The organism is Compostibacter hankyongensis (assembly GCF_039541075.1).
GTDB classification, from domain to species: domain Bacteria; phylum Bacteroidota; class Bacteroidia; order Chitinophagales; family Chitinophagaceae; genus Compostibacter; species Compostibacter hankyongensis.
In genome coordinates, this window is the sequence record NZ_BAABFN010000005.1 from 182,378 (window position 1) to 198,686 (window position 16,309).

The 16,309-nt window shown below is 50.0% G+C and carries 7 protein-coding genes and 1 tRNA gene; 5 read left to right on the forward strand and 3 right to left on the reverse strand.

Annotation, left to right across the window (positions count from 1 at the left end):
• The first annotated feature begins 143 nt into the window (after nucleotides 1–143).
• The 3 genes from ABD851_RS11265 (at nucleotide 144) to ABD851_RS11275 (ending at nucleotide 12,840) form a co-directional block, all read left to right on the forward strand.
• Nucleotides 144–1,193 carry a YVTN family beta-propeller repeat protein gene (locus ABD851_RS11265; RefSeq protein ID WP_344979261.1) on the forward strand — a complete coding sequence of 350 codons (1,050 nt, stop codon included), beginning with the start codon at nucleotides 144–146 and terminating at the stop codon, nucleotides 1,191–1,193.
• Between the two features lie 581 nt (nucleotides 1,194–1,774).
• The gene (locus tag ABD851_RS11270; RefSeq protein ID WP_344979263.1) at nucleotides 1,775–2,329 is read left to right on the forward strand and encodes a SpvB/TcaC N-terminal domain-containing protein; all 555 of its coding nucleotides are present in this window, start codon (nucleotides 1,775–1,777) and stop codon (nucleotides 2,327–2,329) included.
• 242 nt (nucleotides 2,330–2,571) lie between these two features.
• Nucleotides 2,572–12,840, forward strand: coding sequence for a Tc toxin subunit A-related protein (locus tag ABD851_RS11275; RefSeq protein WP_344979265.1), 10,269 nt, complete (start codon nucleotides 2,572–2,574; stop codon nucleotides 12,838–12,840).
• Between the two features lie 305 nt (nucleotides 12,841–13,145).
• Here the strand turns inward: ABD851_RS11275 and ABD851_RS11280 are convergent.
• A tRNA-Leu gene (locus ABD851_RS11280) sits at nucleotides 13,146–13,229 on the reverse strand.
• Between the two features lie 161 nt (nucleotides 13,230–13,390).
• Here ABD851_RS11280 and parS point away from each other — a divergent pair.
• Together parS and ABD851_RS11290 are read left to right on the forward strand one after the other, a co-directional pair.
• A complete protein-coding gene (gene parS, locus ABD851_RS11285) occupies nucleotides 13,391–13,903 on the forward strand; it encodes a type II RES/Xre toxin-antitoxin system antitoxin (protein WP_344979267.1) in 513 nt (170 codons plus the stop codon).
• A gap of 4 nt (nucleotides 13,904–13,907) precedes the next feature.
• On the forward strand, nucleotides 13,908–14,363 hold the full coding sequence (locus ABD851_RS11290) for an RES family NAD+ phosphorylase (RefSeq protein WP_344979269.1): 456 nt from the start codon (nucleotides 13,908–13,910) through the stop codon (nucleotides 14,361–14,363).
• An 88-nt stretch (nucleotides 14,364–14,451) separates the two neighbouring features.
• On the opposite strand, the gene ABD851_RS11295 is transcribed toward ABD851_RS11290, so the two are convergent.
• Both ABD851_RS11295 and ABD851_RS11300 read right to left on the reverse strand, forming a co-directional pair.
• Nucleotides 14,452–15,264, reverse strand: a complete 813-nt coding sequence (locus ABD851_RS11295; RefSeq protein WP_344979271.1) for a 2,3,4,5-tetrahydropyridine-2,6-dicarboxylate N-succinyltransferase — start codon at nucleotides 15,262–15,264, stop codon at nucleotides 14,452–14,454.
• Nucleotides 15,265–15,384: 120 nt separating this feature from the next.
• A complete protein-coding gene (locus tag ABD851_RS11300; protein ID WP_344979273.1) occupies nucleotides 15,385–16,227 on the reverse strand; it encodes a glycosyltransferase family 2 protein in 843 nt (280 codons plus the stop codon).
• Between the last annotated feature and the right edge of the window lie 82 nt (nucleotides 16,228–16,309).

The window sequence follows — 16,309 nt, forward strand, 5'->3', positions numbered from 1 at the left end:
CGTTTGTGTGTCAACAAAAAGGGCAGAAAGCGAAATATTCCGTAACTTTCTGACAAGTCTATCCAAGAACATGATCTGTCATATAGGACATTTGAAAAATACATTGCCGTTGTTACATTATTCACTGCTTTAAATAGATCATTATGAAGAAAACCACTTCCGGTCATTTGTCTCATACAGTAGTTGGCCGCCGTATAAAATGCAAATTGACTGACGGTCCTCTACCTCTTATCGGCCTCTTTTTGTATTTCACGTTTTTTCTCAGCACGGGATGTGTTGCACAGCAACGGACATTGCTGGTCCTTTCCAAAGGCGACCATACCCTGGCCATTGTTGATCCGGCTTCGTTAAAAGTCATGGCCAAAGTGCCGGTTGGTTCAGACCCACATGAAGTCATAGCCTCTTCCGATGGGAAAACGGCTTATGTTTCGATCTATGGAGGTGGCGACTTGCACACACTGAATGTCATTGATCTTATCGCGCAAAAACCTTTATTCAATATCGATACAAGGCCCTTGTTTGGACCACATGGACTGGCTTTCGCCGGTGGAAAAGTATGGTTCAGTGCAGAAGGTTCCAAGAGCGTGGGGCGTTATGATCCTGCAACAAAAAAATTGGATTGGTCCATGGGTACCGGCCAGGACCGCACCCACATGATCTACGTTACCCCTGATCAAAAACACGTGTATACTACCAATGTAAATTCAGGAACAGTAAGCCTATTGACAGCCGGCCCACGCCAGGAATGGAGTCAGACAGTAATTTCAGTATCCAAAGGGTCTGAAGGATTTGATGTATCACCCGACGGCCGGCAATTATGGACGGTATCTGCTGATGATGGAAGCATTGCCGTCATTGACCTGGCAGCTCAGAAAACAGTGGCTACCATTGATGCCAAAATATCGGGTGCCAACAGGCTGAAGTTTACACCAGACGGGAGACGCGTGCTGGCTTCAAGTCTGAAAACAGGCGACTTGTATGTTTTTGAGGTGGCATCGCGTAAAGAACTGACGCAGATAAAGATCGGCCACGGAGGAGCCGGGATTCTGATAGCGCCCGATGGATCGAGGGCATTTGTGGGATGTACACCCGATAACTATGTGGCGGTTATTGATCTTAAAACGTTGAAGGTAGTCGACCATATTGATGTTGGCAAAAGTCCGGATGGGCTTGCCTGGGCGGTCAGACAGTAGCAATGGTACCTGCGCTAACCTGCTCTTCCCGATATTCTGTGGTACCCGGAAGGATAGAGCATCCTTATCAGGATTAGCCCGACACGGCAACTAAAAATCAGCTTGCGCTGCTATTTTATGACGGTCCCTTTTTATGTTAATCTTCCAAACTATAGGGTAGTTTATTAGATATTGGCAATTGAGCGATAGCTGTGGCAGAAAGTGAAAAATAAACAAATATTATAAATTAATATAATAACTATCATTGCAGCCCAGTTATTTTTACCTCTTTGCAGGGATTCTAAAGTGCCCAGGACTGCACTACCTCTGCTGATCCACAACGGTGGGCGCGCCCAAAGGCGTTTTGATGCCGGCAGAGAAGCTGCCAATAGCGGCTACATTCATGATTTTCCAGCTGCTCATAAAAAACCTCTGATTTATTGCATGATTATATATAAAAGTCACTACTTTTATCGTCGTTGGGCTGGTTGATTTGCATCTTTACCGCAAAGCTTTTCTGCGGTATTTAGCACCAGTCTTTTCTTATTACCCTTTTATACCCTTTTTGATGGATGTGGTTTTACACACCTCAATTCTATCTTATGGATAAAGAGAATGACTCACGCCGGGTCACTTCTCTAAAAGTGATCACGCCTTCCGGCAGGAGGGCTTTACGTGGAATTAATGAATCTTTCAAAGAACGATCATTCACCGGCTCGGGAGGATTTTCTATTCCTTTTCCTTTGCCGGGTGCAAGAGATTCCCCGCCCACAATTAACTTGTCTTACAATTCGGGCTCTGGCTATGGCCTCTCCGGCCTGGGCTTCTCTGTGGCATTGGATTCCGTAGCACGGAAAACCAGCGACGGAATTTTCCGCTACAATGATACCGAAGTGTTTATTCTCAATAGTGCCGGCAAGCTGCTTCTGAGATACACTGATTCAAAGGAAGGCTGGGTAAAAGCCCCTCCTGAGCAAGCCTGGAGCCACTTGCTGAGCCGGCGCCACAATGCTTATTGGAACAACGATGGAAACACTGTACTATCATACGGTGGAATAAATGCACTCGCTTTGCTGCATCACGAAGAGACAGCGGCCCGTGATCCGGACGAGATAAAGCGTTCATTCTGGGATAAAGTAAACGACGAACTGCGCTGAAAGTGTAAAATCCGCAGTTCAAGAGAAATTTTTATCCAGCAAAGGTTTTGCTACACTTGACGAACTGAAAAAAATAGCGACCGATAATCAAGGTGTACCTCTTTCTATTGAATTTGCTTTAGAGTGGGTAAACGCCTTGCAAGAAATAAAGGATGATTCGTCAGTTAGTCCTCTTGTTAGGCTCAGCCATTTGATCATGCTAAGCTTTATGCCATTTTAACCAAGAAACAAAAGATGATAAAATGATGCACTCCTTCCTTACCGCCAACCCTGGCCTCAACCTCCAAACCGCCGACCTCTTCGACGACGATGCGCTTGCACAGTACAACTGGCCGGATGATACCGATCGGAAAGTGTTACTGCAAAGTTTGCGTATTCACCAGCGTCTGCTGAAAATATATCCGGATGACAAAGTCGCAGAGAAGCTGGAATCACTTGGTTTTCACAGCGCACATCATATCGCGGTTACAGGCGAAAAAGACTTTGCACAAAAGGTCCTGCCGGAGCTGGCCATGCTTGATGAAATTCAGGCCCCGAAGACTTTGTGCGCAAAAATTTACGCCAATGCTGAGCGCATTCGCCGGGCCAGCTTTGAGCTGGCGCTGGCAAGGCCGCGAACCGGAGAACTGGCGGTAACGGATCCCTCCGGGGAAGGCACCAACCCCGATTTTCAGAAAGGCATTCCTGATTATCAGCGCCTGTTCGGGCCGATGCTCACCTGCGACTGTGAGGAATGCCAGAGTATTTTTGGTCCGGCGGCCTATTTTACCGACCTGATGCGGGTGGTCACCCAATACGTAACGCCGCCGCTGGAAAAGCTTTTTACCTTAGCCTATCGCCGTCCGGATCTTTGGACGATCCCGCTGGACTGCCGCACCGCCGAAACCGAAGTCAGCTATCTGGATATTGTAAACGGTATCCTCCTGCAAAATCTGCAGACCAATTACACGGCAGGTATAGACCCGCTGCAGACACTGTCCTCCGTGGTATATCCGTTTGCCGCTCCTTATAACCAGTCATTACTCAAGATCCGCGCGGCCATGGAAGCAGTGGAGGTCCCGCTGGCCGGATTGTACAAGCTACTGGAGACGCCCCCTCCCTCCCCTGCCGCTGAAATGCTGCATCTTTCACCGGAGCAATTGTCACTGGTTACGGGTGCGCATGCAGTCTCTTTGGCTGAGCTTTATGGATTTCACGATACGGGCATGTCGGATACGGACCTCTGCGCTTCGCTGTCAAATGAAAAACTGTTTCTGCGGCAAACCGGCCTTCGACCAGAGCAGCTGGAATCACTTGTTTATCAGCAACTGAAAAGAGGCACCGGTAGTTACGTCCTGCAGGATAAAGGCTCCCAGAATATATTCACGGACAAATTTTCAGATGCGGCATTGGGTGGATCGATCACCATCGAATGCTGGGTTTATCCGACAGCAACTTTCAAGGAAATGTCGCTTGTAGGTAAAGGTACAGGTGATGAGTTTTTCATATACTTAGGTAGTGATAACCGGATAAATTGCGTATATCAGGACGCGAATACGGAATTGGAGGAATTTAATTCCACGGCAGAGATCAGCCTGAATGCCTGGACCCATATTGCCTGGACCCGCGATGTAGATACCGGGTTAAATTTGATCTACATTAACGGCACGCTTGATTCCAGCCGTTCAAAACCGGTGGGACCTGCATTGGAGACAGATTCCAGTATTGGAATCGGCTATGTAGCCAGCAATTCATATCAAGGCGCGATAACTGAATTGCGCCTCTGGTCTGCTGTCCGTACCGATTCACAAATTAAATCGATGATGTATGCCCGCCTGAAGAATTATACAGAAGCGGGGCTATATGCCTATTGGCCCCTGGATGAACCGGGAGGCGAAACCGCCCGTGACCTTGGCCCTCATCATTACAACGCTTCTGGTCCGAATGCAATTTTTACTTTTTATGAGTCAGTTCCACTGGGCGGTAATCCCGAGACGAACCCGGTTCTCTTACATCAGCTTTTTCTAAACGGCCTTCTTCCCGAAGATCAATTCATCACACTGACCGGGCCGGATCTTGCAACAAAAAGCGGCCGGCAACTCAGTCTCAGTAATGGCTCGACAATGTCGGCGCTATCAGATACCGCGTTGTCGCAGCTTGCCGTCTTTATCCGACTACAGGCACAAACCGGCTGGACCTATGAGGAGCTCGACTGGGTGCTGAAGTCCGTCGTGAGTATCCTGGATATCCCCACACAATTGACCGTCAATGATACCCTGATCGAGTCACTTGGGCATGTAGCCACGCTGGGCAATAAATACGAGATCCCCCTCGATGAACTGAGCAGCTTTTGGTATGATATGAAAACCTACGGGCGGGGCAATGATGTGCTGCCAGAAGATCTATGGGACCGTGTTTTTAATGCACCGCCCCTGATGGCGGATAGCAAAAGTGCGGCCCACACTGATTATTACCGGCCCGCATATGCATCTAATCCGCTTTTTTGCTCTCCGGTGTTGTCCTGGACTTATAGGGATTCAACTGATTCAGAAGATCAGCGATTGAGTAACCAGCTGGCAGTCGCGCTGGGCATTTCTGCAGAAGACTTATACGCCATTGTCCAGTCTGTCATACCCGACGGTGCCACTGAGCTCGCACTCAGCGTTCCTCAACTGTCGCAACTGTACCGCATGGCCCGTTTTGCGAAAATGCTGCAAATGCGTGTGCCAGATTTTATTCAGTTGACTTCAATTGCCGGCATCTCGCTCTCGGATACTAAATTAAACTGGACCATTGCGGAAGTCATCAGCTTATGCGAAAAAGCCGAATGGATGAAAAAGGCCGGCCTTACCGCCATGCAGCTTGCTTATCTCAGCTCCAGTGCATCACCGGGAAAGGAACTTCGTTTAGCCGATTCACAAACTGTTGACAAAGCGCTTTCGGATATGAGGCAATCCGCTGCGCAGGTATTGATCACCCCGGCGAGTTTTATTGATGACTACATCGATGCCTCCACAGCGCAGGCTATTTACGACCAATTGCTGACCTCACAGGTTATTGACAGCAATGGCGTGATACTCATGAACGAATCTGTTCTGACGTCCGAATGGATTTATCAGATCCTCAGTTCCAACCCGGAAACAGCGGATCAGATCTTTGGGTCCGGCATGGCACGCAATTATGTTAATTTCGATGCTACGGGCTCAGGTAAAGCGTCCTTCGGTTTTGACCCTTTTGCCAATCAGACCATACAGGATACCAACTGTTTTACGATCAGCGCCTGGGTAAAACCCAGCGACATTAATCCACCCACCGACCGGAAAATTATCGGCCGTGATGAAGGCGGCAATCCGGATGACCTAAAATCTCCCACCCTGCGGCAGTCCGGAACCGGAAACGGCGACCTGGAGGTCTGCATGTCTCTTGAGGACGACTTTTATCAGGCCAAGGTGAGTGGTTTTTTCCAGGAGCCAGAACAGTGGGTTTTTACGAGCTGGGTAAATGATCACGGCAACTGGACCGTATACCGCAATGGTGTACCGGTATCCTTTAAAAATCCTATGGATACCGTCCCCGGTGTGTATTCCCATAAGGCATCTACCCAGTTATATATACTGGCCAATGGATTTGACGGGGCATTGTCCAATGTTTCGATCTGGACCACGGCCCGTACAACGGCAGAAATCAGATCGGATATGATAAAATCCGATTATAGCCTTGAGTACGGATTACTGGCCTGGTGGCCGATGAATGAAGGAACAGGGACATTGCTGAATAATCGCTCGGACAATAGCGAGGCAGTCAACGGAACGCTTTCCGGCTCCTATACCTGGGGGGTGACAGAGGCAGTAGCCAATCTGACCACGTCGGCTTCGATCAGCCAGCTACTCAGCGACGGCTTTGCCGCACAAAACCTGCTGGTCGTGAAAGCCCTTGCACCGATTGCCGGCATAAGCGCGGATACCATGTCCGGCATCTGTTTTTTAACTTCCAGAGAAGTAGACAATTCAGCCATTTTTACCAACCCGCCCTACACCCCGTATCCCTACGCTGCAAACATGCTGTTGAACCCCGACAGCCGGCCGGCGGAAGATCGCAGTAGCTATCTATCTGTTTTACAGCGTAATACAGCCATGACGCGCTGGTTCAAACTTACCGGGCAGGAAGCGGCCGGAATTATCAACTATTCGCAACTCATCGGTGACGCATCCGTTTCATACAATACACAGTTCCTGAATGTGGAGCAATTGATGACGCTGAGTAATTACAAGTCCTTACAAAGCCTGTGCAACGAAAAGAACGGGCTGCTGGATTATTTCCGGCAGGCGACTCATTCGGGCAAAAATACACCCACCCGCGATCAGCTTACCTTGCTTTCGCAGCTGAGCGGATGGAACCTCGCTGAGCTGAATCTGATCGTCAGCCAGCCCTATTTCAGCAATATCAATTTCAATACAGTTGCCGGTCTTCGCAAGCTTGCCGATGTAATGGCCGTGGGGCAGAAAACCGGGACAGGCATTGCGACACTGAATCTATTACGTAGCCTTTCCATGCTCAATTTATTTGAGTCCGGAGATGAGCATTACTGGCAGACCTATACCGACGCCACCAGCGCGGCGGTTGCGATCCTCAGGGGAAAACTGGGAGATGCGGGGGTTACGTCGCTGAACGCTTCCATGGCAGGTGAGCTGCGGGAAGTGCTTTGCGCCTGGCTAATGTGGGAACTGCAAACCGGGATCAGCGGGGTAAAAAGCCGGCAAGAGTTATACGAATACCTGCTCATCGACGTCAACATGGCCTCCGATGTAAAGACTTCCTGGATGGTGGCCGCCATGAACAGTCTGCAATTGTATGTAAACCGCATCATCAACAACCTGGAGCCTGGCGCAGTCAATCATATTCCCGGGATCTGGTGGAAGTGGATGAGCACCTACCGCGTCTGGCAGGCCAATCGGGAAGTATATCTGTATCCGGAAAACTATGTCGACCCTACCCTGCGGAGATTCCAGAGTCCGCAGTTCCAACAGTTTATCAACGATATTTCGAAAGGACAGATCACTGACGACAATGTTAAAAAGGCGCTCGCAAATTATCTGACATCGGTATCCAAGGTTTCCAGCCTCGAGCTGGTGGACGCTTACCTGGACCCGATTGACGCGAATCTGCCGGGCACTGCTACCGGTAACCGAAAAAATGCGCTTTTTCTGGTGGCTAAGTCCCGCACGGAACCGGCGAACTTCTTTACCAGAACCATTTTAATCACAACGAGCGAAGATGCGGTAAACCAGGGCACAGCGGTAGATGACGCGACCCAGATGGAATACGGACCCTGGCAAGAGATCGGACTGAGCATTAATTCCACCTATGCAACCACTGTAGCTGCACTCGGCCGTCAATTCATCTTCTGGGTAGAGCAGACAAATATAGTCAATACCGATGCGGATCAGTCTAAGTACACGACAGTGTATGCGACCATTTACTATTCCTATCGCGACTTCAACAACAACTGGATCCAGCCTGCCGTGCTCAAAAAAGACATACTGGTGCAGGTCCTGGGACCCGGCATCTCTACGATTAAATATTACACAGGCTGCCTGATGGGCGCACAAATGGCAGATTCAAGTGGAACAAAAGCACATGATTTTTATAAGCTGCCGGATTGGAACAAAGTAAAAATACAGGTTGTTCCAGCATCGGTGCACCATCCCCAGTCCATTATGATCGTACTCGGGCCATATGTTACTTGTGACCCGCTTATCATTCCTCCTATTGCAAAACCAGATTACAGCGGCATGAATGAAGAGGAGAAGCGTTTTCAGGCGCAATTATATGTTGCGGCGCAATTCACGTCCTCAAATATAGGCAAGTACTCAACAGTTATACCGCCTGTTTTCCTCGACGCATCGCTAAACATTCGTGATTTTTCTATTGCAGTTGATACCACCGGAGCGTCTTTCCTTTCCAGTGCATTAATCCGCGTAGCCGAAGGCTATGGTCTGCTGTTTGACATAACTTCCTCCCTGCTTGAATCACCTCTGGTGCCGCCAAGTTCCTGGTGGCCCGGCACCGATAGCAATCAGCTCGTCCAGGGCACGACGGTGATAGATATCCTTTCAGGCAAAAACGCCCAATTAAACGGAACAATTTCCTGGCAGGCCGGTGCATATCCTCCCATAAAAGATGCGTCCATTCCCAACTTTACCAATGGCAGCTTCAAGTTCGACTGGTCAGCAAATTCGTCAAGGGCAGCATACAGTTTTAGTTTCTGGCTATATTTATCATCAGGGATTACTGATGATACTATTATTTTTAAAAGCCCGTACGCTTATGCTTCAACAAGAAATGCTGTCATCGGAATAAAATACACTTCTAAGTACGGTTTGGTCGTGGAATATGTCAAAGGATCCGATGGAGGAATATATTTTGTTTCTGCTCAAATTCAAAAGGAGGCCTGGTCTTTCATCACGGTTACAACCAAACCCTACGAAGTTGTAATTTACTTAAATGGCATAAGTAGCCGGTGGGCTAGTAACGCTGGGAAAAATATCTGTTCTACTGATGATTATTTGCACTTTGGGAATTTTACGGGTTATGCATTCGGATTTCAGTTTCACAAAGTAGGGCTCACAGCCCTCCAGGCTGCACTGCTATATCAAAGTGAGAAAGGTAAATGTTACCTGTCAGGGTTTCCTCATTCGAACACCAACGTCCGGCAAATTAGCAATTCGGCTGGCGCCTTCCTATTCAATACAGGGTCACAATCTTATTTAACCCTGCCAGATACGTTAAATAAAGCCGTCAGCGATTGTCTGGTTATAACTGAGGCCACCTCAACGGCACTTCATCTTTCGTACAGCCAGTCGCCGCTGACTTCCTCCGAACTGCCTTCCATGCGTTTTGTGCGCGTCAATACGGATTCAGTCCAGGCAATGATGGCCATTCTTGCAAAGGCAGGAATCAACGAGCTTTACAAACCATCCGTACAATACCTGCCCGAGGAAACCCTTGAGGCCTTCCATCCGTCGGATCTGACCATTTTACCCGATGACGATCATATTAACTTCAATGGCGCATTTGGCGTTTATTTCTGGGAAATTTTCTTCTATGCGCCTTATCTCATCGCCGAAAAACTGCGTACCAGCCAAAAATTCGATGAAGCGGAAAAATGGTTCCAGTATATTTTTGACCCCACGAACCAGGCAAATCCGGTCGGCTACTGGCCGCTGAACCGGAAACTCAATAATAATTTTCCAGATCTGTCCGGCCGGGAAGCCGCCACGCCGTATAATCTCACAGCCTCCTCCGAACAAACGCCCCCATTCTCGAACAAACCGCGCGAGATCTGGAACTTTAATCCGTCAGATTCATCTTACCTGTCTGTTCCGTATTCGAAAGTGCTCAATTCGCCGAAATTCACCGTCGCTGCCTGGGTTTACCTGAAGAGCGTACCATCTAACGGCGCATTTTATTCCATCGTCTGTTCACAAAAAAGCTTTACAGGCTTTCATTTTGCTATTTGGGCTAAGGATAATGAGTGGTGTCTCGCATTATATATAGGCACTTCAGATTCAACCTGGGTGCATGTAGGTTCGCCCAATTATAGTGATATAAATACCTGGCGCTATGTAGCGGCAACTTATGATGGTAAACATCCGAATGTATTTATTAATGGCGACTTAGTGACGACAGCACCCGTGATCTGTGAAAATTATGTATGCAATACCGAAAAGGAATTTTCTATCGGCAGCGGTGATTCTAACACCGCGCAAACAAAGTATTTTGACGGATCGATCGCAGAAGTCATGCTGTTCGATCACGTCCTGTCAAGTGGAGAGCTGGTACAGGTCTATAAAAATTATCCGCAGTTATCGCTCAACAGTAATTTCTGGAACTTCCGTCCCTTCCGCCGCATCAATGCCGAATCTTTGTATCATATTCTAAGTGGCAGCAGCTGGGAAGCCAGTTTTTTCCAGCCCGCACAGTATTACACTGCCTCCCTGCAAATGGCTGTCTACGAATATGACCCCTTTGATCCGGATACCATCGCGCGTTTGCGGGTAAATTCCTGGCAGAAGGCAACCTTCATGCATTACATCGATAACCTTATCAGCTGGGGGGATTCGCTGTTCACCGAGGACACCTGGGAAACTTTGTCCGATGCAACAATGCGTTACGTACTTGCCAATACACTACTCGGGCGTATGCCGGTAAAAGAAGTGACGGAAGCGCCGCAGCCTCCAGTGAATTACAACAGCATTGAGCTCGAATACGGAACAGCCGGTGTGCCGCCTTTTCTTATCGAAATGGAAAACCAGCTGTCCGGACTGGGCTCAGATGCCACATTGCCAGAGCAGGTACAGAGTATTCTGGACGCCTATTTTTGTATTCCGACCAATAAGCAGCTGTTAAAATACTGGGAGCAGGTGACTGATCGTCTATACAAACTTCGTCATGGGCTTACAATTACCGGTGCACCGAATGTCATTTCGCTGTATGCGGCGCCAATTGATCCGAGCGCACTGGTAGCAGCGACTGCAGGTGGAAACCTTTCCAGTGTTTCCACCCCCACTACTATTCCAGCCGTACCCTGGTTCAGGTTTAGTTACATGATTGCCCAGGCCAAATCAGTTACGGCCGAAGTCGTACGGCTGGGCAGTGAACTGCTGTCGGCACTGGAGAAAAAAGATGCAGAACAGCTGTCACAGATGCAGGCCAGTTACCAGACGGTATTACATACGCTAACCGGACAAATCAAATCCAGTCAAATCAATCAGCTTCAGTATATAGGTGAGGGACTTAGGGTCAGTTATAGAAATGCAGAATATGTGCATAATACCTATAAGGCCTGGATGTGCGACCCGGTCGGGCCACTGGAAGCACTGTCCTTATTTATGGCAGATAACGCGTTTCTGGTGCGCCTGATCGCCACCGCCGCACGGGCTCTGGCTGTAGGCGGCTACCTTGTCCCCAATATTTTCGGTCTGGCCGATGGCGGCATGAATGTCGGTAGTTCCGTGGATACATCCAGTAACCTTATACAGGAAAAAGCTGACGGTTTTGGTGCCATGTCACGATCGCTGGCACAAATGGGACACTATGTCCGCCGGGAGCTTGAATGGAATCTGCAAAAAGGAATCGCGGGGAACCAGATGAAAGAAATTCAGGCGCAGATGACAGCCAATGGTTTTGCAATGGAGGCTGCGCTTACCGAGGCCAAACTGAGCCAGACGGAACTGGAGCAATCCCAGGAAGTCTATCAGTTCCTCAAAAGTAAGTTCACCAATGAGGAGCTCTTCGACTGGATGTCCGGGCAACTTTCCGGCTTATACTTCCAGATGTTCCAGCTGGCCTGGTCGCTGGCGCAGCAAGCCCAAACCGCCCTGCAGTATGAGCTGAATCTGAACCAGTCCTATCTCAACCCGGCTGCCTGGAATGCCGGTTATCAGGGCCTCCTTTCCGGCGATGCGCTTTCGCTGAGTCTGCAGCAAATGGAAAACGCGTATATCAGTGGCAACAACCGTAAGCTGGAAATAAGAAAAACCTGGTCAATGCGCCAGAACAACCCCCAGGCTTTGCTCAAGCTTGTATCTACCGGTAACTGCCGTTTCGACCTAAATGAACTGAGTTACGATCTTGATTTTCCCGGTCATTATAACCGGAAGATAAAATCATTGTCGATCACAATACCGGCAGTGGTGGGCCCCTATCAGAATATTCACGCAACCCTTATTCAAACGGGCAATGCAGTCACGGTAAAGCCAAACAAGGCAACGGTTGAATATTTACTGGGATTATCAAATACGACACCTGCTGACGGTTCATTGCGTATAAACTGGAATCCGAACCAGGAAATCGTTATTTCCACGGGAACCAATGATGCGGGTGTGTTCCAGATTAATTTTAACGATGAAAAATACCTGCCGTTTGAAGGAACAGGAGCCGTGTCATCCTGGAGCCTGAGTATTCCGCAGGCGAGCAATCCTTTCCCGCTTCGTTCCATCAGCGATATCATCATCACCATTGAATATACCGCCGAAGATGGCGGAAGCACATACGCCTCCCAGGTTACGAGCCTTGCGCCGCTCAAGAATTACAAAGGCTGGCAGTATCTCAGCATGCGACAGTTATACAGCACCGCATGGTTTGATTTTTGTAAAAATCCTGTTGACAAAGTTTATTCTCTTGCATTTGAATTGGTTGCCCAGATGTATCCGGCCAACCTGGATGACGACTCGATCAGGCTCGGCAGCGATACAGGCGAAATTGCGCTGATACCAGTCATCCAGCAAGGTTATGGCGGGGGGCTGCCGTCCTTTTTCATGAATGATTCTGATACTGCCCGGAATGAAAAAACCGGTATGCTACCTATCTCAGAAAGTAGCGAAGCACAACCGGTTCCAGGCAAAGGGGATCCCTGGATAGTTAAAGCGAAGGACGTTCCTGACGATTTGCTTATCGAAGGAAAAATCGATCAAACTAAACTGCTTGATATTATTTTGATAATTCCGTTCAGTGGAACACTGAGCTGGTAATTTATTTTCGGTAAAACCCTGCCAGAAAGCTCTCGGTTTCTGCTTGTCAAGAACTGCTGCAGAAAACGGGAAAAAGCAAACAAATACGATAGGGCATAAAATATAATCCATACAAATTATTGATTATTAATTGTTTAAGAGGATTCTAAAGTACCCAGGACTGGATTACCTCCGGTGATCCACAACGGAGGGCTTACCCAAAGGCCCGCGCCTGCGGCGCCGGGCTTTTGCATTCATCCGCTTCGGCGAGCCCGCTCACCGCGCTCCTGAATGCAAAAGCCCCCGACTTACATCGGGGGCCTTTGTGCCCAGGACTGGATTCGAACCAGCACACCGTTGCCGGCGCTGCGACCTGAACACAGTGCGTCTACCAATTTCGCCACCTGGGCAGGTCTTCCGTCTTTCTGCAGCGGGAGCAGCCTTGCGGCCGCACCCTCCCGCGTCTCAACGGGAGGGCAAATGTAGCGCCTTTTCCACTAATTCCAAAAGATTTAAGAAAAATTTGAAAAGAGTATGAAAATGTACTATATTTGGAGTAAATATATACTCAATGACCGTCCGTAAAAAGCCTTCGAATGGCGCCGGCTCCCCCAAGGCCGCCCCTGCTCCCTCCTCCAAAAAAAGGAGCAAGGCTGCCGCTTATGTCCAGGATGCACCGCTCCTGCTCAATGAGCCGGAAGCTGCTTACGGCCTCTCCCCTTTTCAGAAAATACGCAAGATAAAATCGGGCATCTCCAAAAAAGAGCTTTCCTCCATCAAAGAAAAAGCCCGCCTCGACTATGACACGCTGGCCCAACTGCTTTCCGTGGGAAGGGCCACCCTCATCAACAAAAAGAATACCGAGCGGTTTAATCCAAACGTCAGTGAAAAAATACTCGCTCTGGCTACGCTGTATGCCTACGGCTATGACGTGTTTGGCGATACCGACGCTTTTAACGACTGGATGAAATCCCCTAACCTGGCCCTCGGCAACGCTTCCCCCCTCGAGTTTGCGGATACCCTCACCGGCATCGAAGAAGTCAGAAAGCTTATCGGCCGTATCGATTACGGTATATTTTCTTAACGCTATGCTGGTATTCCACCTGGGAAGAGCGGCGCATGCCGGCGACCTGTCCGGAAAGGGAGCGGAACTGTATGGCGGAAGATGGAACCTGCCGGGATTTCCCTGTATCTATACGGCGGGATCAAGGGCACTCTGTACGCTCGAATATGCCGTACACCTGCGCCTGAATGAACTGCCGGATAGTCTCAGCATTACCACTTGTGAAATCCCGGATAACGGCTGGAAGGCTTTTTCCCTGAACGATTTACCGCCCGGCTGGCAACAGCGGCCGGCCCCGCGGGAAACAGCCGCGTTCGGTACGCGACTGCTGGCCGAAAGAAAGCACCTGGCGCTCCGGCTGCCCAGCGTCATCGTGCCCGACGAATTCAACTATCTGCTTAACCCCTTTCACCTCCGGTTCAACGAGGTGAAAATAATCAGCATTACTCCCCTTCAGTTCGACCGGCGCATCAAGCAATAGCTGATCCCGGGAATGTCCTGCAGTCCCCCTACGGCCCGGGAACGCTTCAGCGGAAAAGCGAAGGAATGGCGCTAAAAGGACCCTTGTATTATACGGCTACATTAAAGTCCCGCAGGGCATCGTTGAGGCTGGTCTTCAGGTCGGTAGAGGGCTTCCGCTGCCCGATGATGAGCGCGCAGGGCACCTGGTATTCGCCGGCCGGAAATTTTTTGGTATAGCTGCCCGGGATCACCACACTGCGGGACGGCACACGGCCTTTCAGCTCCACTGCTTCCGGCCCGCTTACGTCGATGATCTTTGTGGACTTCGTCAGCACTACATTCGCACCCAGTACGGCTTCTTTTTCCACGATCACGCCTTCCACCACAATGCAGCGGGAACCCACAAAACAGCCGTCTTCGATGATCACGGGCGAAGCCTGCAGGGGCTCCAATACCCCGCCGATCCCTACGCCGCCGCTCAGGTGCACACCTTTGCCGATCTGGGCGCAGGACCCTACCGTAGCCCAGGTATCGACCATCGTACCCTCATCTACGTAAGCGCCTATATTTACATAGCTGGGCATCAGCACCACATTTTTGGCGAGGTAGGCGCCATAGCGGGCCACGGCATGCGGCACCGCACGCACACCCAGCGTTTCATAATCGCTTTTCAGCTTCATTTTATCATAAAACTCAAACGGCGGCAATGAATACGTCTCCATCTGCTGTATCCCGAAATACAGCAGTATGGCCTGCTTTACCCATTCCTGCACCTCCCATCCGCCGGCGCCGGGCGCCGCCACGCGCAGCCTGCCTTTGTCCACTTCCTCGATCACGGTCCGGACAGCATCTGCATAGGACGATTCCTGTAAAAGAGACCGGTTGTCCCAGGCTGCCTGTATCTGTTGTTGTAATTCCATGCTTTGATTTTTTTTGCAAACATACCATTTTAACGGAAAGATACCTTGCAGATCGTCACGCCTGCTCCTTCTCTAACGGAGTCGGAGGTTATCAAGGTGGGGAGCCAGCAGGAGCGGGAGTTAACGGGGACGGGCCTCTTTTTCCGGGCCGGGTCCCTTTACAATGCCGCTTTCCGTCCAGGTCCGCTTTCCGCGCCGGGTGGCTTCCCTTATCGCTGCATTGTTCTGCAAATCCTTATCGTTGACATATCCCCGGCTGTGATCCAGATGGAGACAGACAGCGCTGTAACGGATCTGGCGTCCGCGGATACCTTTGTTCATCAGCCGCTCTCCCAACTCGCGGTCCAGCGCGCCATAGCGCATACGCTCATCATAGCCGTTTACCGCCAGGATATCCCGCTTCCAACCGGAAGCATTGTGCCCGTTCCAGGAAGCATTCGTGGGGGTAAGCCGGTTCAGCCAGGCGGCCTTCAGGCCCGAAGCAGTCAGCTTGTTGTCCTTAAAAGATGCTTCCAGCCCCTGCTTCCGCAGCCACCGGATATCGAAGCAGGTCTGGGCGGCAATATCCTGCAGGGTGATCGCCTGGGATATCGGCATCGGCAGCTTGAAATAGCCACCGGACAAAAAGCGACCCTCCTGTTTTTCCCGATTGTGCACTTCCAGAAAATCTGCCCGGGGTATACAGTCGCCATCGGAAAAGACGAGATAATCCGTCGTGGAAGCCATAATGGCTTTGTTCAGGATGGTACATTTCCGGAAACCTTCATCCTCCTGCCATACATGCTGCAGGGGCACACCCAGCTCCGGCCGCATTTTTTCGATCAGGGCGGCGGTGTCGGCGGTGGACCCGTCGTCCGCCACCAGCAGCTCGAAATCCCGGAAACGCTGATACCGGTATCCCCAAAGTACCTTTTCCAGCCAGGCAGGAGCATTATAAGTGGTGATGATCACGGACAACTTCATACAAAATGTTTAGCTTTACGGCTCACAAAAATAACCCGTTTGCCGGATTACCGCATGGCTTTGTTGCCCGCTGCGGAACGCT

What these genes read in the sequence shown, in the direction of transcription:
- ABD851_RS11275 (WP_344979265.1), top strand. Translation starts at nt 2,572, where the DNA reads ATGATGCACTCCTTCCTTACCGCCAACCCTGGCCTCAACCTCCAAACC.
- ABD851_RS11290 (WP_344979269.1), top strand. Translation starts at nt 13,908, where the DNA reads ATGCTGGTATTCCACCTGGGAAGAGCGGCGCATGCCGGCGACCTGTCC.
- ABD851_RS11270 (WP_344979263.1), top strand. Translation starts at nt 1,775, where the DNA reads ATGGATAAAGAGAATGACTCACGCCGGGTCACTTCTCTAAAAGTGATC.
- ABD851_RS11295 (WP_344979271.1), bottom strand. Translation starts at nt 15,264, where the DNA reads ATGGAATTACAACAACAGATACAGGCAGCCTGGGACAACCGGTCTCTT.
- parS (WP_344979267.1), top strand. Translation starts at nt 13,391, where the DNA reads ATGACCGTCCGTAAAAAGCCTTCGAATGGCGCCGGCTCCCCCAAGGCC.
- ABD851_RS11265 (WP_344979261.1), top strand. Translation starts at nt 144, where the DNA reads ATGAAGAAAACCACTTCCGGTCATTTGTCTCATACAGTAGTTGGCCGC.
- ABD851_RS11300 (WP_344979273.1), bottom strand. Translation starts at nt 16,227, where the DNA reads ATGAAGTTGTCCGTGATCATCACCACTTATAATGCTCCTGCCTGGCTG.